16 protein-coding genes and 1 tRNA gene are annotated in these 20160 nt (G+C 45.2%); 6 read left to right on the top strand and 11 right to left on the bottom strand.

Going from position 1 to position 20160, the window contains the following annotated elements; translation table 11 throughout:
- Nucleotides 1-484: 484 nt before the first annotated feature.
- Nucleotides 485-1615, bottom strand: coding sequence for an aspartate-semialdehyde dehydrogenase (gene asd, locus KIV40_RS04440; RefSeq protein WP_285348058.1), 1131 nt, complete (start codon nt 1613-1615; stop codon nt 485-487).
- 437 nt (nt 1616-2052) lie between these two features.
- Between asd and nhaC the strand changes: the two genes are divergently transcribed.
- Nucleotides 2053-3489 carry a Na+/H+ antiporter NhaC gene (gene nhaC, locus KIV40_RS04435; protein WP_285348057.1) on the top strand — a complete coding sequence of 479 codons (1437 nt, stop codon included), beginning with the start codon at nt 2053-2055 and terminating at the stop codon, nt 3487-3489.
- A gap of 101 nt (nt 3490-3590) precedes the next feature.
- Here the strand turns inward: nhaC and KIV40_RS04430 are convergent, their stop codons facing one another.
- The 3 genes from KIV40_RS04430 to yejK all read right to left on the bottom strand — a co-directional run bounded on the left by KIV40_RS04430 (nt 3591) and on the right by yejK (nt 7324).
- Nucleotides 3591-4754, bottom strand: a complete 1164-nt coding sequence (locus tag KIV40_RS04430; protein WP_285348056.1) for a chemotaxis protein — start codon at nt 4752-4754, stop codon at nt 3591-3593.
- Nucleotides 4755-4865: 111 nt separating this feature from the next.
- Nucleotides 4866-6215: an Hpt domain-containing protein gene (locus KIV40_RS04425; protein WP_285348054.1), complete on the bottom strand. Its 1350-nt coding sequence runs from the start codon at nt 6213-6215 to the stop codon at nt 4866-4868.
- 110 nt (nt 6216-6325) lie between these two features.
- A complete protein-coding gene (gene yejK, locus KIV40_RS04420) occupies nt 6326-7324 on the bottom strand; it encodes a nucleoid-associated protein YejK (RefSeq protein WP_285348052.1) in 999 nt (332 codons plus the stop codon).
- Nucleotides 7325-7409: 85 nt separating this feature from the next.
- On the opposite strand from yejK, the gene KIV40_RS04415 reads away from it, so the two are divergent.
- The 3 genes from KIV40_RS04415 to KIV40_RS04405 all read left to right on the top strand — a co-directional run bounded on the left by KIV40_RS04415 (nt 7410) and on the right by KIV40_RS04405 (nt 9698).
- Entirely contained in the window at nt 7410-7637 is a 228-nt protein-coding gene (locus KIV40_RS04415) for a YejL family protein (RefSeq protein WP_005432983.1), read from the top strand.
- 22 nt (nt 7638-7659) lie between these two features.
- On the top strand, nt 7660-9468 hold the full coding sequence (locus KIV40_RS04410; protein WP_285348051.1) for a DUF3413 domain-containing protein: 1809 nt from the start codon (nt 7660-7662) through the stop codon (nt 9466-9468).
- A 139-nt stretch (nt 9469-9607) separates the two neighbouring features.
- Nucleotides 9608-9698: transfer RNA gene (locus KIV40_RS04405), tRNA-Ser, on the top strand.
- 317 nt (nt 9699-10015) lie between these two features.
- Here the strand turns inward: KIV40_RS04405 and KIV40_RS04400 are convergent.
- The 4 genes from KIV40_RS04400 to KIV40_RS04385 all read right to left on the bottom strand — a co-directional run bounded on the left by KIV40_RS04400 (nt 10016) and on the right by KIV40_RS04385 (nt 13881).
- Nucleotides 10016-11011, bottom strand: coding sequence for a M48 family metallopeptidase (locus tag KIV40_RS04400; RefSeq protein ID WP_045400637.1), 996 nt, complete (start codon nt 11009-11011; stop codon nt 10016-10018).
- Nucleotides 11011-12186 (bottom strand): YjgN family protein, encoded by a 1176-nt coding sequence (locus KIV40_RS04395; protein ID WP_285348050.1) that lies wholly within the window; start codon nt 12184-12186, stop codon nt 11011-11013. Before KIV40_RS04395 ends, KIV40_RS04400 begins: the two co-directional genes overlap by 1 nt.
- Before the next feature lie 503 nt (nt 12187-12689).
- Nucleotides 12690-12989 (bottom strand): hypothetical protein, encoded by a 300-nt coding sequence (locus tag KIV40_RS04390; RefSeq protein ID WP_285348063.1) that lies wholly within the window; start codon nt 12987-12989, stop codon nt 12690-12692.
- Nucleotides 12958-13881: a histone deacetylase gene (locus KIV40_RS04385; RefSeq protein ID WP_285348049.1), complete on the bottom strand. Its 924-nt coding sequence runs from the start codon at nt 13879-13881 to the stop codon at nt 12958-12960. The genes KIV40_RS04390 and KIV40_RS04385 overlap by 32 nt, the downstream gene beginning before the upstream one ends.
- A gap of 281 nt (nt 13882-14162) precedes the next feature.
- Between KIV40_RS04385 and KIV40_RS04380 the strand changes: the two genes are divergently transcribed.
- Together KIV40_RS04380 and KIV40_RS04375 are read left to right on the top strand one after the other, a co-directional pair.
- Nucleotides 14163-14852, top strand: coding sequence for an SDR family oxidoreductase (locus KIV40_RS04380; RefSeq protein WP_285348048.1), 690 nt, complete (start codon nt 14163-14165; stop codon nt 14850-14852).
- Between the two features lie 149 nt (nt 14853-15001).
- Nucleotides 15002-15208 carry a hypothetical protein gene (locus KIV40_RS04375; protein ID WP_005432950.1) on the top strand — a complete coding sequence of 69 codons (207 nt, stop codon included), beginning with the start codon at nt 15002-15004 and terminating at the stop codon, nt 15206-15208.
- A gap of 96 nt (nt 15209-15304) precedes the next feature.
- On the opposite strand, the gene KIV40_RS04370 is transcribed toward KIV40_RS04375, so the two are convergent.
- The 3 genes from KIV40_RS04370 to KIV40_RS04360 form a co-directional block, all read right to left on the bottom strand.
- Nucleotides 15305-17269: a DNA topoisomerase III gene (locus KIV40_RS04370; RefSeq protein ID WP_285348047.1), complete on the bottom strand. Its 1965-nt coding sequence runs from the start codon at nt 17267-17269 to the stop codon at nt 15305-15307.
- 103 nt (nt 17270-17372) lie between these two features.
- Entirely contained in the window at nt 17373-17921 is a 549-nt protein-coding gene (locus KIV40_RS04365; protein WP_010644026.1) for an NAD(P)H nitroreductase, read from the bottom strand.
- Between the two features lie 171 nt (nt 17922-18092).
- Nucleotides 18093-20105: an NADPH-dependent 2,4-dienoyl-CoA reductase gene (locus KIV40_RS04360; protein ID WP_285348045.1), complete on the bottom strand. Its 2013-nt coding sequence runs from the start codon at nt 20103-20105 to the stop codon at nt 18093-18095.
- Between the last annotated feature and the right edge of the window lie 55 nt (nt 20106-20160).

Below are 20160 nucleotides of genomic sequence, written 5' to 3'. Positions count from 1 at the left end.
ACCCAAGTAACCTCGAGATGCTAGGTTCAGCGAGAATGACTTGGTTTGTAGACGCGGCGGCGATTTAAAGATCTAGTCACTCTAAATCAAGAATCGACAACAAAGTATACAAGCCAAGACAGCTCGCCCTTCGGGAGCGTGTCATTGACCCGCTTTTTTATTAAACCAATGGCTGCGTCAAACAACTTGGAAAGAGCTGGCTATTACGCGGCGTCGTTTTCCTTGACCTCGAATCAATGACAACGCTCTGAATCCTGCATCTTGAAGTCACTTGGGTATAGAACGTAGTTTCTTTCGCTGCCTTCCAACGTAGCGCTTCCGGTTATTGGAGCGTTGCATTCTGAACGCCCTTGTATTCCAAGTCCACGATCAAAAAAGCCGATGAATTCACATCGGCTTCTACATAGCTTTTGGCTCTTACTCAGCGAAGCTTTCCCGAAGGACGAAGTCCGTTCTCGCTTCTCGAAGCACAGCGTTATCTTTTCTACGCTTTCTCAGCAAGGATGATTCGTAGAGTGCGGCGTAGTGGCTCTGCTGCACCCCATAGAAGCTGGTCACCTTCAGTGAACGCGTTTAGGAAATCATCACCCATTGCCATCTTACGCAGACGACCAACAGGAATAGAAAGCGTGCCAGTTACTTTTGCCGGCGTTAACTCTTGAGCGGTGATGTCACGATCATTTGGAATCACTTTCACCCAATCGTTGTGCGTCGCGATGATTTCTTCGATCTCATCCATTGGCACGTTTTGCTTAAGCTTGATAGTCAATGCTTGGGAGTGACAACGCATCGCACCGATACGAACACACGTCCCATCGATTGGCACTGGTGCATCTTGGAAACCAAGGATCTTGTTCGCTTCTACACCTGCTTTCCATTCTTCCTTGCTCTGACCGTTGTCGCGTTTAACGTCGATCCAAGGAATCAAAGAGCCCGCTAGCGGCACACCAAACTTATCGGTTGGGAATGAAGAGCTGCGCATTGTATCCGCAACTTTTTTATCGATATCCAGAATAGAACTTGCTGGGTTTGCCAATTCAGAGCTTACAGAGTCGTTGATTACGCCCATTTGGGAGATCAGCTCACGCATGTTTTGTGCACCTGCGCCAGACGCAGCTTGGTACGTCATTGCACTTGTCCACTCAACTAAGCCTTTCTCGAACAGACCACCAAGGCCCATTAGCATCAAACTTACTGTACAGTTACCACCAACAAACGTATTGGTGCCACCGTGAATGCCTTGTTGAATTTGCGCTAGGTTTACAGGATCTAGAGTAATGATGGAGTCTTCTGCCATACGCAGTGTCGAGGCCGCATCGATCCAGTAGCCTTTCCAACCAGCTTGGCGAAGTGCTGGGTAAACTTTCTCTGTGTAACCGCCACCTTGACACGTAATCACTGCATCAAGTTGTTTTAAACTGTCAATATCGAACGCATCTTGAAGTAGACCAGCTTCTTTACCTACCTGATTGTTAGCAAAAAGGGGGGCTGGGATACCTATTTGAGACGTGCTGTAGAAAACTGGCTCGATTAAGTCGAAATCTTTCTCTTCGACCATACGCTGCATCAGTACCGAACCGACCATGCCGCGCCAACCAACTAAACCTACTCTCATTGCATTAACTCTCCATGTATATTTTTGAAACTCTCTCCATAGTTCAATTTTCGACACAAAATCTCAAGCCCTAATTTGCAAATAAACGCAACTTTTTTAACGTTTGCCGCGATTTTTTATAATCCAAGTTATTTTCTTCTCTTTTCTTCTTGATTATTCGCCTGATCCTGCTTGGAAAAGTGCTAACTCTCCACAGTAAGGTCTTACCATTCAATGATAAAACAACATTTGCAGCACATATTTTTTACATTACAAAACATTTCCAACCATTAACATTAAAGTTTTTTAGTTATTAATTTCACAAGCAAACGTTTCTGCGGATGAAAGTCAAGATAAAGCACCAAATGTTCGAAATATAATTTTTGTTAATGTATGTTATGCCCGATTAAAACAGGGAGCGGCCTTCCTCTATTGCTCCATGAACGACAGAGGCACATATGAAGCAAGTTACAACACGTCTTCCTAGTCTGATACAGGTAATTATCTCGCTAGGTTTGTTTCTTCTTTTGGCATTTTCATTTACTGCCAAATTAGACCTTCCAATTCAGCTCGCGCTGTACATCGGTTGGTTCATTATTATGCTATTGGGCCTAAGATTAGGTCACCAATACAAAGACCTTGAAAAAGCAGCCTTAAATGGCATTTCTAATGGCCTTGGTGCCGTGCTTATTCTTCTTGCTGTTGGTGCCTTGGTCGGTACTTGGATCTCAGGCGGTATCGTACCAACTATCATCTATTACGGTTTGAAAGCGATTCACCCTTCTATCTTCTTGCTAGCAACAATGATCATCTGTTCTTTGACAGCACTGGCGACTGGCACATCTTGGGGTGCAGCAGGTACAGCTGGTATTGCGATGATGGGTATTGGTCAAGGTCTTGGTGTTCCAGCACCAATTACAGCAGGTGCAGTGCTATCGGGCTGTTACTTTGGTGACAAGATGTCTCCACTTTCAGATTCAGTAATCCTTGCTTCTTCTATGTCGAATGTAGAAGTGGTTGAGCACATCAAAGGTATGCTGCCTATCGCGCTGATCAGCTACATCATCACTGGCATTATGTTTACCGCATTTGGCTTCCACTTCGCTGGTAAAGTTGACATGAGCCAAGTGGATTCGGTTATTCAGGCAATGGAACAACAATTTTTCATTACGCCTTACTCCTTTGTCCCTGTTATCATCGTATTGGCTTTGCTTGCGATGCGTATGCCTTCTTTCCCTGTGATTAGCTTTGGTTCTCTGCTAGGTATTATCTGGGCAGTGATGATCCAGGATGTAGACTTCCTGACAGCATTCAACACAGCTTGGGCACCATTTGCGATTTCTTCAGGCGTAGATTTCATTGACTCAATTCTAAACCGTGGTGGTATGTCTTCTATGCTAGGTTCTGTTGCGGTGATCGTGTTTGGCCTAGGCTTTGGCGGTCTACTAGATAAGGTTGGCGTACTAGAAACGATTGCAAAACTGTTCGAACGACGTGTTCAAAGCGCAGGTTCACTGGCAACCAGCACAATTGGCACGGCCTTCATGGGTAACGTATTCGGCTCTGCGATGTACGTATCACTGATTCTTACTCCTAAGATCTGTGCAAAGAACTACGACCGCCTTGGCTACAAACGTAAGAACCTATCTCGTAACGCAGAGTTTGGTGGCACATTGACATCCGGTATGGTGCCTTGGAGTGATAATGGTATCTACATGGCGAGCATCTTGGGTGTAGCAACATTGTCGTATGCACCGTTCATGTGGCTGAGCTTCGTGTGTATCATCGTAACCATCTTTACTTCTTACATGGGCTGGTTTGTTGATAAATGCGAACCAACAGCTCCAGCAACAGAAGAACAAACAGAAGCTGAACTCAAGCAACAAACAGCTTAAGGCTTCAGCTTTCCATAGATAGAAACCTTCCATAAATAAAAAAGGACCGATGATTCGGTCCTTTTTTGTGTCTGCTATTTGGTGTTGTGACTTCTAGACGATTACGCCGATTTAGTGCTGGCTCTTGCCGCAGAGCGCTTACCCAAAGCATAACCAAGCACGAGAGGAGCAAAGAAGATCACTAGGATAAACAGAATAAAATAGATGATGGTGCTCTTTACTAGCTCAATCAACTTATCCATTGCTAGGTTCACCACTTCTTGCGAAACATGGTCGAGGTTCTGAGCAAACTTCTCCCGCTCGTTTGTGATGATTTGAGCGATCTCTTGGCGCTCTCTTGCCACCATTTGCTCTAAAGCCTGACGCTCTTCACCCAACTGAGACAAACGTTCTTCTGTTTTTTGGTCGATATCTTCCACTAGAGGTTGAAGTTGCACGGCCATCTGCTCCGCTAAGTTGCGCATGTACTCAGGGTTGTTATCGATAAAGTCTTTCAACGACTCAGAAGTCACCTTCAAGCTGTTTAGTGCTGCGTTGACTTGTTCAATGCTTGCTGAACTGTTGAGCGCCAACAACTGAGCTTTCCAAGTCATGATCTTTGGTGTTTGCTCAGAGACCAAGCTCAAACGGTCAGACACATCACCGATGGCCTCTGGCATCGTACCTAAAGTCGTTACCGCCTCTTCTTCGCTAATTTGGTTAGCTTCTAACCAAGCACGATATGCAGGCGTACGAATCATACTTAGATCCGCAAATGGATACTTCTCAACAAAGCCAGCGACAAACACTTTGGTGTTTTCGTATACGTCTTTCTTCAATAGCGATTTGGCTAACTTGTCGACTTCTTTAGCTAGGTGTACAGACACTTGTTTGGCTTCACCTGTCGTGAATAGACCTTTGCCTGCTCCTTCACTGTAGAACTGGTTCATCTGGTGAGTGAACACCCACGTATCGATCAGCGCAGCCATTGGTGACACTTGGTAAGCCGCAGCTTGAAGCCCCTCTTCCGCATTGATTTTCCAAAGCAAGATATAAGATTGGTTTACTTTATCGCTTGGTTCGTAGTTTTCGTGCAGCACGTCGGCGGCTTGCTCAACTTGAGCAAAGAATTGCTGAGCATATTCACGCGTCATAATGCGCATATTCAGCTCTTGCTTGGTTAGCGGTACAGTTTGGCTGTCGATCTTCACTTCTAACAGAGAACACCCTGAAAGACTCAAAACTAAACAAGCCACTATCAATGAGGACAGTCGGCGGATGGACATGAAATTACCTATGGTCAAAATATGTAGAACAGGAACAGTAACGGACCAAGGCATCAGGTTCGCGAGCGCAACGTGATACCTTAGTCTTTGTTATTTTAAGTCAGAGTAATATCAATCTGTTAGTACTTCTCGAATGTTTTCACTATTGAGAACTTTATCTGCAAAAAGTGTCGTTTCCTGCAATACCTGTTCTAGCAAATCAAGCTTGTCATCCGTAACCCGCTCTCCCTGCTTTATCAACGATTCAATATCACCAGAAATATAGTGCAGAGGCATGGCGCCTATACTGCCAGATACCCCTTTCAAGCTATGAGCGATTCGCTGCGCCTGGTCTTTGTCTTTCTCTTCTGTGACCAATACGCGAAGCTTTATACCATCTTCTGTGTGGTCTTGGATAAAGACCTCTAACAGCATGCGTACCGAATCTTCGTCGTCAGATAAAGAATCCAACATTTTCTGGATATCAATATATGGCTCATTGATTGAGAGAGCATCATCCTCAGTGTGGACGCTCTCAACGGAAGGTTGCATAACATTTTGTTCTTTCGGGCAAAGGAAATCAGCATGAGTTTCTTGTTCATTTTGCCCAACAAACGCAGGTTTCCTTTCTTCAAAGCCGGATACAACAGGAGATGGATGAGAAGTCTCCCCTTTCTCCTGAACTGAGGTTAAGGCTGATTGCGAGGTGGGTACTTTTTTAGCAAACACTGCCCACGAATAAGCAGCGAGTAAGGAGCCACTGACTAACGTTAAACAAGTAATATAAAACGTCAACTTGCGTTCAAGAGAGCCAATGACAGAAGCCAATTGATTTGGCAGTTCAGGATTAAGCAGTTGATTCGACAAATGACTGCCTTGCGCATGAGCAGCAAGCACGCTGGAAGTTTGGTCTAATCGGCGTTGAAATGAAGCTAGCTCTTTTACATCGAGACCTTGGGACGCCGTGAACAACAAATCTAACTCTTGGTAGGTATCTGTACTGGTCGCAGCATCGCTAAACATCGCTTCCAATACCATGGCGCCCAACCGGTAATACATTGTACGCAGCTCAAGGGAGTTGCTGCCTGATTCACGACTGTTGTGTAGCTGATCGGCCAACGCAACCAATTCACTGTCACTGCCAATAAAGGTTCTCGCACCTTCAAGAAAACGGTCGGTTAAGTAGAAGAGTTGCGTTAAGTCTGGAGCCCCCAACAGATGAGAGTGCTCACTTTCTAATTGTAAGCGCACAGCATACACAAGCTGAAGTTTGAGGGACACTTCATCGACATGTTGAGCACGATAAGGAAGCTCAAAGTTAAAAATATTACGAACTTCATCAATTTTACTGCTGAGTTCATCAACCGTAGAGATTGTGCGAATGGTCTGCTGCGCTTGCAACCAAATACTCACCGCGAATACGCACCACGCGGCAAATAAAAACCAAGCAGATCGTCTTATTCCCTCTTTGAATTGCAGCAACGCTTATCCCTCAACTCTTTGTTTTTAGTCACAAGCATATACCATGAATTACGCCATAACTGTGCGCGTACTTCACAGAAAAAAGAGAGCATCACGCTCTCTTTCTTAAATTAGTTACGGCTTAACTGATCTTTTAGGTTTGGTGGCGTCCCTTTGATCGTCAGCGTGTCTGTCTCTGGATCGTAGAAAATACGCTCGCCAAGCAACAGGCTATCAAAGCTGATGTTCAAACCACCGCCGGCACCAACGTACTTCGTTAACTTGCGTACCGTTGAGCGGTCACCAGGGAAAGATTCTTCCAACTCGTATCCTTGCTCTTTGGTAAAGTCCATAAAGCTGGTGCCGTCTTGGCTCGGAGGCAGCTCTCCGGACAGTTCAGAAATTTGTACTTCGTCGCCCGATTTGATTTGATCGTTGCAGTAGTTGTAAACCTGCTTTTTGTACTCGTTCGCTTCTTGCTTCTCTAATTTTGAGTCTGCGCAGAAGTCTTCTACCGCCTGCATCAGTACTTGGTTTTGCTGTTTAGTGTCTAAGCCCACATCCGCCTGCAGAAAATCTAGGAAGAAGTCTGCCACTTTACGACCAACACGACCTTTAATGTAAGAAAGGTAACGGTTTGACTCACGGTCAGTATCGTAGCTTGAAAGGTCTATACGTGCAGCGATGTCCATCTTAGTAATGTCTAGGTAATCCGTTGCATCAATATCTAAGCCTTCTGTGACTTTCAGGCTTTGATTCATTGGTAAGATACCGATAAACAGATAGTCCGTAGCTAAGCTTTGGTACTCAGCAAACACTAAGATACCTTCGTCAGCAAATGGGTACTTAATCAGCTCTTCTTTCAGGCGATTTGCACTAATTTGTGAGAAGTCATAGAAATCTCTCTCTCCTTTGCGCATTTCTTGAAGCCAAAATTGAAATTCGCTGTCAGATTGGAAAGAGCCGAAACCTTTACCTGCTTTAGAGTGGAATACGCGATGCAGTTCCGCGACAAGGTTTTCAGTAGAGGTATCGTTTTCTAACGACGCCGGGCGAAGTTTAACAACCAGTTCGTCCTGATCGTTTTTGCACAATTGATGCAGAATAACATTTGAAAGATGAAGGCTCATAGTGATTTTATCTTGCTACAAGGTTTAAGTTGTTGGGCATTGTAGGTTATCATAAGCCGATTTTACTATCATTATTAGAGTCTTTATGCCGATTACATCTAAATATACTGACGAACAAGTAGAGAAAATTCTTGCTGAAGTAGGCGCTGTTCTTGAGAAACACGCTGCCTCTCCTGAGTTGACGCTAATGATTGCGGGAAATATCGCAACGAATGTCTTAAATCAACAAGTTGCTGCTTCACAACGCAAAGTTATTGCTGAAAAATTTGCTCAGGCATTAATCTCTTCTCTTGAAGTGCCAAAAGCACACTAATAACGGATAATAGAACAAGTACATGGTAGACAGCGGAAACTCATACGGCGAACGCGTATCCCGACTAGTTGGTTGGGGTCACTGGTTTGCATTCTTCAACATCGTCGCTTCGATGTTGATTGGTACACGCTATATCGTTCAATCCCCCTGGCCAGAGACCCTAATGGGGCAATTCTATCTGGCAGTGTCTTGGGTTGGTCATTTTGGCTTCCTTGTTTTCGCCCTGTACTTACTGGTTCTATTTCCGCTGACGTTTGTCCTGCCATCTCGGAAGTTATTCCGTTTGGTGGCAGTGATATTCGCAACGGTCGGCCAGACCGTCCTTCTGATTGATACCCAAGCGTATCAGTCGATTAATTTGCACCTGAACCCTGTGGTTTGGGAGCTGTTGTTTAGCGAAGATAAAAGCGCGATCAGTTCTGATCTTCAGCACCTTTTCGTGGTAATGCCGCTTATTTTCCTCGTTCAACTTGCTCTGTCTGAGTGGGTTTGGCGCAAACAACGTAAACTGTCTCACAAACACGTTGGTCGTCCATTGGCTGCCGTGTTCTTCTTAAGCTTTATGACCAGCCACTTGGTTTACATCTGGGCTGATGCTTACTTCTATAACCCAATTACTAGCCAGCGCTCTAACTTCCCTCTGTCATACCCAATGACAGCGAAGAGCTTTATGGAAAAACATGGTCTTCTTGACCGTGAAGAGTACCTTAAGCGTTTGGCAGAAAACCAAGGTAACATCGACTTAGTCAGCTATCCGCTTGAGAAACTAGAATTCAACCGTCGTGGTAACAAGTTAAACGTACTGATGATCAGCGTGAATAACCTGCGGGCAGACGCGCTAAACCAAGACGAAATGCCGAACTTGTACAAGTTTGCGCAAGATAACCAAAACTTCACTAATCATTACAGCTCAAGCAACGACAGTTACGGTGCGTTTGGTTTGTTCTATGGCTTACCAAGCAGCTACGCGAGCAGCATCAAAGCGCAAGGCAGTGCACCAGTGCTATTAGATGTATTAAAAGATCAGGATTACAGCTTTGGTCTATTCAGCGGTAATGGTTTTGAAGACGATCTGTATTCAGAGGTCATCTTCCGTGGCTTGAATCTGGCTAATGATCTCGATGGCACACAAGCTCATACCGACAAACAGTCTATCGCGGCTTGGAACTTATGGCTGACCGAACAAGCGAATCAGCCTTGGTTTAGTTACATCGAAGTCACTACCGTCGATAACTTTGAATCAGAGCCAATGGCGGCGAATGAAGAAATGCCTGCTAGCGAACGATTCAAGAAAGCTTACGAGCAGTCGGTGAAGTCGGCAGATAAAACGGTTGCAGAGATCATCGCCGATTTGGAATCAAAAGAGTTGCTGGCAAACACTATTGTGGTCATTACCTCTAACCACGGCAGCGAGTTCAACGAAACCAATACCAACAGCTGGGGTGCAAACAGCAACTACAGCCGTTACCAACTGCAAGTTCCTATGGTCATTCATTGGCCAGGTATGCTACCTGCAGAGTTTACACACAGCACTAGCCACCTAGACTTGTCTGTAACCCTTCTGCAAGACATGCTGGGTGTTTCTTCAAACCCATACGATTACAGCAGTGGCCGCAATTTATTTGATGAAAGCCGCCGTCGCTGGATCCTAGCGGGCGATACTCGTGAAATAGCGCTGATTACCGGTTCTCAAACCACAGTTATCGACAAATTCGGTAACTACAAGCTGTATGACAGCAATTACAAGCGCTTACGTGAAACATCACCTAAGCTTCCTGTACTAATGCAAGGTTTGACAGAACTTCAACGCTTCTATTCGAAAAGTAATTAATTGAACAAAAGCTCTCTACCGGGAGAGCTTTTTTGATTCTTTTCTCTGCAAACAACACAAAATCGAGCAGTAATCATCCAAACGATTCATTTTGGGGTTTACAAGATTTTCAAAGCCTTATATTATGCGCCTCAACAACGGAGAGATGGCTGAGTGGTTGAAAGCACCGGTCTTGAAAACCGGCATACGTTAATAGCGTATCTAGGGTTCAAATCCCTATCTCTCCGCCACATTTAGAAAGCTCGTTGAGAAATCAACGGGCTTTCGTCGTTTTGGCACTTGGGAAATTACGGGATTTCTAAATCCCTCCTTGAATGCAAGCCCAGCACTCGCGCCACATTTAGAAAGCTCGTTGAGAAATCAACGGGCTTTTTCGTATCTGAAGGCTTAAAGAGGGATTTAGACAAATCCCTCCTTGAATGCAAGCCCAGCACTCACGCCACATCCAGAAAAAGCCTGTCTAATCCTCGAAGCACTTTTCAATACGCAAGAAAAAAGCCCACTAATATTTAGTGAGCTTTAATCGTTAGGTATTCGAATGGAAAGGTTAGTTTCCTTTTGCTGCTTTAATCCTTTTATCAAGGTCTGGGTGGGTACTCAACCATTCAGGCAACTCTTCATAACTTTGGTTACGGAACAGTTCAAACATCTCAGCCATCGGCTTTGTGTCGCCATAAATCTTGAGCATTGCCTCTCTTGCAAATGCATCGGCTTGTATTTCGGCATCTCTGGAGTAACCACTGGACAACACAAACACACTTGCGCCGGCAAGATTGTCCACGATGCCAGAGCTTTCACCAGTTAAAAGAGCGACACCAACAGAAAGGACACTCGAATACACCAACCTCTTTAGCATGTGGCGATGATGAATATGACCAAGCTCGTGAAGAATAATACTGTCCAGTTGTTGCTGGTTTTTAGACAGCGAAACTAATTCATCGAGCAACACAATCTTTCCACCGGGTAAGGCAAACGCATTCGCTCCTAGCTCAGAAGATCGAAAAACAATCTCTACTTGGTAAGGCAGAGCCTCTAACTGTGTTAAGTGCTGCTCTACCCTACTTCGAATGGCTTCTTGTTCGGCCTTACTCAGCTCGCTCGGTTCCCAACGGGAATCCAAACTTTCGAGTACCTTTTCACCAAGTACAACTGAGACACTGTCAGGAATCGCGTATGCGACTTTGTCGCTCACCCAAGGAAGCGCGTAATAATACCCCCCGAGCACAACGGCAATACATGCCATCACAGACACTACCCACGCAAGCCAGTTTGATTCTATTTTGTCAACGAAGCTCGATCTTTTATTTGCCTGTAGCCATCGAGACACTTCATCAGTCCGTTCGGTAACAAAAACCCAACCATTGGGCAGCTTAAATCTGACGGGTAAGTTACCAACTGGAGCAGTAACCTCTGCATGCTGCTGATCACAGCTGAAGATATTGTCAGCAACAATCAAGCTCAGCGAGTTGGTTTGAGCGACATTCAATATGGCTTGATGTCGCTCAGAGCTTTTTGGTGGAAACGCGGTCCCTTTAAACTGCATTAACCGATCCCAACTCCAAGATCGAAGGCTTGTGCCACTTCATCAGAAATCGCTGATTTCACTTTTGAATCTTGGGCTGCTGCTTTAAGTTGGCTCATGTCTCCAACGACAACCGTCTTATCAGCAACATAGCGAGAAGTACGAACCATTACCCATGGTCTCGCAATACTCAAGGTCACAACTTGTAATAAGAAGTTTGAGATAATCAGCCACATGTAGCCATCAACTGTATAGGTAGACTTAAACGTAAAGTTATTTTCTTCTTGTCCTTCTTTTTCTAGCTTCATTTGAGAGAACAAGTAGTTACGAGTTCTTGTTGCTGTGTATGCCGTCAAGCCGATGGTTAGGCCAATCATACCAAGGTACATGACAACCATCGTAATGATAGGGCTAGATTTATTCAGTGAAGCCAAGTCGCCCGCTGCAGCTTCCATGAGCCCTGAGCTCCCAACCATTACAATGACCGCCACAATCGCAATCGCGACAGCCGTGCTAAGACCAATTGCTGCGGCTTTCAGGTAGGTTTTTACAAAGAAACTGGTTTCAAGTTCACCACTAAACTGCCAATCACCATAACGGTAGCCATTAACAAAGTAGCGTTGAACGCCAACCACAACCCAACCATAAAGTGCGGCCATAACGACGACTGAACAAAGTCCTAAAATAACCGACGCAGCTTGCGAAACGCTCGCAACCGCTACACAGATAACAATGAAAACCATGACCGCCAGCGCTGCACCGAAGCCTCGGCCAAGTATGGTGATGTATGCATCTTTCAGTGACGAATTAAAAGAGAAGTGAACATTGCGGTAACTCGTCATTGCAGAATCAAATCTTGCGTTGCTCCATAACAACCAAGGAAGAGCAACATAAAACAGAAGTAATAGAACAAGTGCAAGTTGGGGAATAAATGAGTTTGCGATACCCCACACCAATATAATCGCCAACGCGACTAAACGCCCCTTTAAGATTTGCATTGGCTCGGCATGATACTCAAAGTTATCACCGTCGATGCACGTGTTACCGTAGAAGTAGCGTTTTGTTCTTACTTTGGCCCAAGCAGAGTAAATTCCAAGTGTAACGATAGAAAGTAGAACATTGACAATCCAGATGCCAAAAAACTCTCCCCCTCGTCCTTTAAATGAGATGGTATTGGAAATGCGTTGATGGTTCATATACAGTCCGAATAGTTTATTTAATTTTATGAATTTAAAGACATTATCCTATCTCATTCATAAATTGATAAACTTGACTGCCATAAGCAAACCAAACGTCATTTATCTATAAAATACATATTAAATATGCCCTATAATTCACCTGAAAAATAATTTAATAGCCAATTTCGCGCAAATGAAAGCAGTTAAAGTGATAAAAACCATCTATTCAGTGAATTTAATCAACAATAGTTCATTATAACTAAAAAACTCAAAGCCTGAGGTGTCACCTTACCAATCAACAGGTTAGTTGCTGATTACATTTTCTGTCAGGTGAATTATAAAGTGTTTGTAACTACCGAAGAGTTATCAGACGGCCTATTATTCTCCTCGGCATATCGCAGAAGCATCTTACTGCATAAGCTAAATCCATCCATTTGTTGTTTTAGACAACGTCAAAGGCTAGGAAAATAAAATTGGGAAAGGATTCCCAGCTCTAAATCCCATTCGAATATTCACAGCCATTACTGGCTAATATCGTCTTCATCGCGCTCCCACGGTACAGGTAACACTGGTTGATTTTGTTTTTCATGCAACGCTTCTATCAGCTTTCGATCAACCTCTGCAAAATATAGATCTTCGATTGCTTTTTCCCGTAGTCGCAACTTTTCCGTAAAATCCATATGCTGCAACCTCACTTTTGACCTTGCCCACTTTAAGTGTAGGTTCTGATCGTCACCCAATAAAAAAGGCGAGACTTCTGAGTCTCGCCTTTCCACTATTGCAGGGTTTTTATCGATGTTTATAAACGCGTTCTGCTGCATCGATAAGCTGCATATGAATAGGCACCAAATCCGCATGCTCACTTCGGTAACCACCACCAACAACTGCGGCAACAGGAATGCCTCGGTCTTTCATCAACTGCATTAAGAAGCGGTCTCGCTCAAATATCCCTTCTGTTGACACGTTGAAATAGCCCAGTTCATCGTCGGTATGAATATCCACGCCTGCGTCATAGATGACCATATCGGGACGGTGTAAGTTGATCGCCATTTGGACGACTTCTTTAAACGTCATCAGGAAGGTTTCATCGTCAGTATCACGACGAAAAGGAACATCAAGATCGGAATCTGGTTTCCTCGCAGGAAAGTTCTTATCACAATGAAACGATAACGTGATGATATCTGCCTCATCCTTACACAAGGTGGCAGTGCCGTCACCATGATGTACATCGCTGTCAATAATCATCACTTTGTCGACATGCTCATGCTCAAGCATGTGCTTCGCCGCGATAGCAAGATCATTGAAAAGACAAAAGCCACTGCCAAAGTCTTTATGCGCATGGTGATAACCACCACTGAGATGAATGGCGATACCATGCTCTAGTGCTTTCTCTGCCGTTAACACTGTACCCGCTGTTGATGTCAGCGTTCGTGTTATCAAAGCTTCACTCCACGGAAAACCGATCCGACGCATTTTTGCCGCGGGCATTGCACCAGTCACTAATAGGTCTACATACTCTTCACTGTGAACACGTTTAATTTCATCCGTACTTAGAGGGGTTGGTTGGAAGAACTCAATTTTTCCTCCCCAATCTTCGCTCCCTAACTTTTCCAATACCGCTTGATGCAGGTGGTGATATTTCATGATTGGGTAACGGTGGCCTTCCGGCAGATCAAGTTGTGAGTAAATGGGATGATAAATCAGAGGCAGCATGAGACATTCTTTTCATAAATCTTTGTGAAATAGTACCAACTTCAAGCGTTGATTAAAAAGGAAATTAATTGATAATGATTTTCAATATCAATTAATTTCCTTTTGCTATGAATAAAACCCTATATACGATTCTTGGCGCTTTCTTTGGCTCTTTCTTTGCGATGTCCCTGTTTATGGCGATGATGTTCAGCGCGTGGTGGTTGGTTGATTTTATCGCTTTGAGCTAACACAATGGTCCTGTCTTAAATTAACCTCACTGAGTCAAATAGATAGGTACGAACATGAGTCAAACAGTCTTTATTACTGGTGCAAACCGTGGGATCGGCTTAAGTTTAACTGAACTGTATTTGCAACAAGGCGATCAAGTACATGCGACTAGCCGTAACCTTGCAGAAAGCAAAGAGCTTCAAGCATTAGCGTCGACCTATGCCACACTGACGTTACACGAATTAGATGTGACGAATTACCCGCAAGTTGCCCAACTAGCAAAAGAACTCCCAGCCATCGATCTTCTGATCAACAATGCAGGCTACTACGGGCCTAAAGGCTATGGCTTTGGTAAGACAGATGTTGAGGAATGGCGAAAGGTCTTCGAGATAAACACCATCGCACCACTAAAGTTGGTTGAGGCTTTTTATCCGCTTTTACAAGCAGCTAGCACGAAGAAGATTGCCTGTATCTCATCTAAAGTCGGCAGCATGACAGAAAACACCTCCGGCGGTGGTTATATCTATCGTTCTTCTAAAGCGGCGCTCAATTCTGTTGTGAAAAGCTTATCTAATGATTTAACAAGTGAAGGTTTCTCCGTACTTGCGCTACACCCGGGTTGGGTACGCACTGCTATGGGAGGGCCTAACGCCCTTATCGAACCCCAAACCTCTGCGGCAGGGTTAGCAGAAGTGATTGCGCAAAGTACCCAAAAAAACTCCGGTCAGTTTATTAATTACGACGGAACTCAACTGCCTTGGTAGATTTTACAAATCAATAGCTTATGAAGCATTAATGAGAAGCGTGTTGTTTCATCACTATACCCTGCCAACCTTACTCCCATGACTTAGCTTGATTTTCACCACTTTCAAACCAGACTTAGTGATGACATCCACCATTAAGGAGAGTAACTATGGCTGCAGATAAAGATCTGGTCAATTTCAGTGAAGATCATGAGCTCAATTACTGCTTAAGAAGTGCAGGGAAACGTCAGACTCAAGAGAACAGAGATGCGCTTGTCGACTTGGGACGACAAGTAAAACAGAATTTAGGGAAGCGTGTCTTAACGCAAGACGACGTGCGTGGTGCAATCCAAAACAATGATGACTTGTTTGATTAGAGCTGTTTGAATACAGATAGGTCATTACATTGAAATACAAGGCGGCATTCTTTGAGCTTATACGCATTAGATTGCCGCTTTTGCTTCATTCAGCTGCTATGAAGACTTCCGCTTCCCTGAGCTTGATTTCGACACACCGCCCTTCGAATAGCTGCGTTTTTTACGTTTGAATGCCGGGCGCTCGACTTTAGGCAAATGACGTAGCGAATCAGGAATCGGGCCCGATTTCACCTCTCCCATTAATCCATCGATGCGCTGCTCTAACGCTTGCATGAAAGGCTGATACGCTTGATTTCGTTCTGCCATTCCTTGCAACTGGTGTTCCCAGTGCGCCGTCATATCAGGATAGGTCGCATCCATTGGTAGGGCATGAATCAAGCCTCGCCCCGCTGGTGAGCTCAAAATGGATTTACCTTGACGAGTTAGCAACTGACGTTTAAAAAGCGTATCCAGAATACCGGCTCGAGTCGCTTCTGTTCCTAAGCCATCGGTGTCACGTAGGATCTTCTTCAGTTCTTTGTCTGCAACATAACGAGCGATACCTGTCATGGCCTGAAGCAATGTTGCTTCTGTAAAATACTTTGGTGGCTCAGTCTTACGATCTTTGATTTCACCTTCTCGGCAGGTCAACACCGTGTCTTCTGCGAGTGGCGGGACAGCATCAATGCCATCGTCTTCTTTATCCGTTTTTCCCATTAACGCTTTCCAGCCTGGAGAAACCAGTTGGCGACCTTTGGCGATAAATGTACCACCAGCAATATCAAACACCAATTTAGCCTCGGCATATACCGCCGCTGGATAAAATTGCATCAAGTATTGACGAGCAATCAGTTGATAAACCTTCATCTCATTGCCAGATAACGCATTCACATTTGCCTGCTTCGGCGTTGGAATGATCGCATGGTGGGCATCGACTTTCTTGTCGTTCCACGCCTTGGACTTAATCGATAAGTCTGCACCTTGCACTGCGCTTTGTAGTTCTTTGGCATTGTTAGCGATAGCCGATGTAACAGAGCCTGCTTGCGAGTAATGCTCCAATGGTAAGTAACGACAGTCCGAACGTGGGTAGGTAATGAGCTTATGCTTTTCATACAGCGCCTGACAAGTGTCCAATACCTGCTGAGCACTCATGCCATAGCGTTTTGCCGCATCAATCTGCAGTGCGGATAACGAATACGGCAGCGGCGCTGATTGCTTGGTTTGCTTCTGTTCAGACTCGGTCACTTTGGCAGGTTGATTGGCTATGCGGTTTGCTACGTTCTCAACCAGCTTTCTGCTCAACACCCGCCCTTCTTCGTCCTGCCAAGGCTTACACGCTTCGCTTGGTTTCCAACGAGCGCGAATATCAAATGCGCCATTTTGATCTTGATAAGGAATTAAAGCATGCAGAGTGAAGTAATCTTTGGGTAAAAAGTTTTCGATTTCTTCATCGCGGCGAACCACCAAACCAAGTACCGGAGTTTGAACTCGCCCAACCGATAAGACACCTTGATAGCCCGCTTGTTGGCCCAACAGGGTATAGGCGCGAGACATGTTCATTCCATAAAGCCAATCAGCGCGAGAACGCGCCAGAGCTGAAACAGAAAGAGGTATGAAGTCGCGATTACTGCGCATCGAGCTCAAGGCGCGCTTGACCGCAGGTAAGTTCAAGTCAGAGATCAGTAGGCGTTGTGTGGCTTCTTTTTTGGTTTTGGAAAGCTTGCAGTAATCCAACACCTCATCCACTAACAATTGCCCCTCTCGGTCGGGGTCTCCTGCGTGGATAACTTCTGTCGCATCTTTGAGGAGTTTACGTATTACCGTGAGCTGTTTGCTGGCGCTTTTTCGCGGTCTAAGCTGCCACTGCTGTGGGACAATCGGCAAGTCTGCCATATTCCATTTTTTGTAGCGTTCGTCGTAAGCATCTGGTTCAACTTGCTCCAACAAGTGGCCAATACACCAAGTCACCACATCGCCATTACCACAGCGGATAAAGCCTTGATCTTTCTTTTGGGGATTTGGCAGTGCAGCCGCAATCGCACGGCCTAAACTTGGTTTTTCAGCAATAAACAGACGAGACATAACGTTTTGGAAATCATAATAATTAGGGCCACATTATCTAATGTAGCCCTAACAAATCAAGAAAAACTGTACAGATAAACAGTAAATGAGGCACCAATCGGTCTTATTGGAACTCGACAAATTTGGATAAATCGCGCTCTGGCACCTTCATCGGCGTACACCCAGGCGTACCAAGATATAAGAAGCCGACAATTTGGTCTTCGCCCTTAAGACCAAAAGCTTGGTGTACTTCTGGGTGGAACATCCACTTGCCTGAACGCCAAAAACCTTGGAAACCCTGTGCGACTGCGGCCATTTGCATCGCTTGAGCAGCACAACCAGCCGAAAGGTATTGCTCCAACGCAGGGACTTTCTCATGTTCCGTTACTTTAGCAATAACTGTAATCACCATTGGCGCGCGGAAAGGTGCGTTTTTCACTTTTTCGATCACGGCCTCTTCGCTGTTTTCTGCTTCAGCCGCTTTCACAAGAATGTCTGATAATTTCTTTAAACCGTCACCTTGTGCAATGACAAAGCGCCAAGGTGTCAAACCTGCATGATCTGGCGCGCGCAGACCTGCACGAATAATATTCTCCAACGCTTTACCTTCTGGCGCAGGCTCAGACAGCTTGGCAATAGAACGACGGTTGAGCAAAAGATCGAGAGCTTCCATGAGCAAGTCCTTATTTGATTGAATTATTATTTTTACGCAGCTCACTTTAGCATAATCCAAACTTTCGAATAACAACCTGTTTTCTAGGGATTTAGACCAAAAAAAGCTGCGCACTTGGCGCAGCGATAAAAGGTTAAGAACGAATGAAAAAACTATTTTTGAGGTTACGTTTTAGAGTTTCACAGCAAGTTTGACGCCTTGACGAATCGCTCGCACGGCATCAAGCTCACCCGCATGGTCTGCGCCACCAATAATGTGTAGCTTCTCTCCCAACTCATGCCATTTGTCTTCAAACGGGCGAACCGATTCTTGCCCTGCACAAATCACCACTTTGTCGGCTTCTAGCAACTGCTCTTTACCATTGACATGGATGTGCAAACCAGCATCATCAATCTTGTCGTACGACACCCCACCGTAAAGGTGAACACCACGTTTCTCTAGCGTACGTTTATGAATCCAACCTGTGGTTTTGCCCGGCCCTTTACCGACACGCCCTTTACGACGTTGAAGCACCCATACTTCTTTATCGCTAACAGCATCTGGATAAGGATACAGGCCACCCGGTTGAGACATTTCTTTGTCGATGCCCCATTCATGCAACCAATCATCCAGCGTTTGACCGACAGGCTCAGTGATCATGGTAGCGACATCGACACCGATACCACCAGCACCGACGATTGCGATTTTTTCGCCCACAGGTGTTTTATCTCGAATCAGTGTTTGGTAATCGATCACTTTTTCAGGATTATCGATACCATCAATTTTCACTTTGCGTGGTTCAACACCCGATGCCATGACGACTTCATCGTATTCGGTAAGCAGGTCGTAATTGGCCTCGGTCTCTAAGTGAAGGTTCACCCCTGTTTCTTCAATGCGGTTAGCAAAGTAACGAATGGTCTCACGGAACTCTTCTTTACCCGGGATCTGCATCGCTAATCGGAACTGACCGCCAATGCGATCGTTCTTCTCAAACAGATCCACTTTGTGTCCGCGTTCTGCCAGCGTCGTCGCACACGCTAAACCAGCAGGGCCAGCGCCAACAACGGCGATGTTCTTCTTATTGAAAGCGTCTTCAACAACGATTTCCGTTTCGTAACACGCAAGCGGGTTAACCAAACAGCTTGCGCGCTTACCTTTGAATACATTGTCCAGACACGCTTGGTTACAGCCTATACAGGTGTTAATAAGCTGCGACTTTTCTTGCTCTGCCTTAGCGACAAAATATGGGTCTGCCAGAAACGGACGTGCCATCGACACCATATCTGCGTGACCTGAAGAAAGAATTCGCTCGGCTTCATCTGGAGTGTTGATACGGTTACAGGTGATAATTGGCACTGACACATGAGGTTTGACTTTCTCTGTCACCCACGTGAACGCACCACGAGGAACCTGAGTAGCAATAGTCGGAATTCGTGCTTCGTGCCAACCGATACCCGTGTTAATGATGGTCACGCCTGCTTCTTCTAGCGCTTTTGCTAACTCGATAACATCTTCAAATGTGCTGCCTTGCTCAACCAAATCAAGCATCGAAAGGCGGAAGATGATAATGAACTTCTCCCCCACGGCCTTGCGTACGGCTTTGACGATTTCAACTGGGAAGCGCATGCGTTTCTTATAGCTACCGCCCCATTCGTCGTAACGCATATTGGTGCGTTTACAAAGGAATTGGTTAATCAAGTAGCCTTCTGAACCCATCAGTTCGACACCATCGTACCCAGCCAGTTGCGCAAGCTCAGCGCTATTAGCAAAAGCGTCGATGGTTTTCTTAATTTGACGGTCGCTCATTTCGCTCGGTGCGAACTTAGCAATCGGTGCTTTCATGCCCGACGCACTTTGCGCGAATGGATGCATCGCGTAGCGTCCAGCATGAAGGATTTGTAGGGCAATTTTACCGCCGTGTTTATGTACTGCTTCTGTCACTACCTTGTGTGCTTTAGCATGTTTTGGCTTACTAAATTCTGCACTCAAAGGATGTAATCGACCACGTAGATTAGGGGAGAAACCGCCCGTCACGATGAGACCTACACCACCTTTTGCACGTTCTTCGTAAAACGCCGCAAGCTTCTGTAGACCTTCTTTATGCTCTTCTAGGCCTGTGTGCATTGATCCCATCAGGACACGGTTTCGTAGCTGTGTAAAACCTAAGTCCAGTGGCTTTAACAAGTTTGGGTACATGGCAGACATCACTAAACATCCATTTTTATTGTTGTGGTCTGACCACAGTACGCCGCAAAAACCA

It is taken from the genome of Vibrio sp. D173a (genome assembly GCF_030248475.1).
Note: the sequence above shows the minus strand (reverse complement) of the source record. Positions and strands in the feature narration are given on the sequence as shown.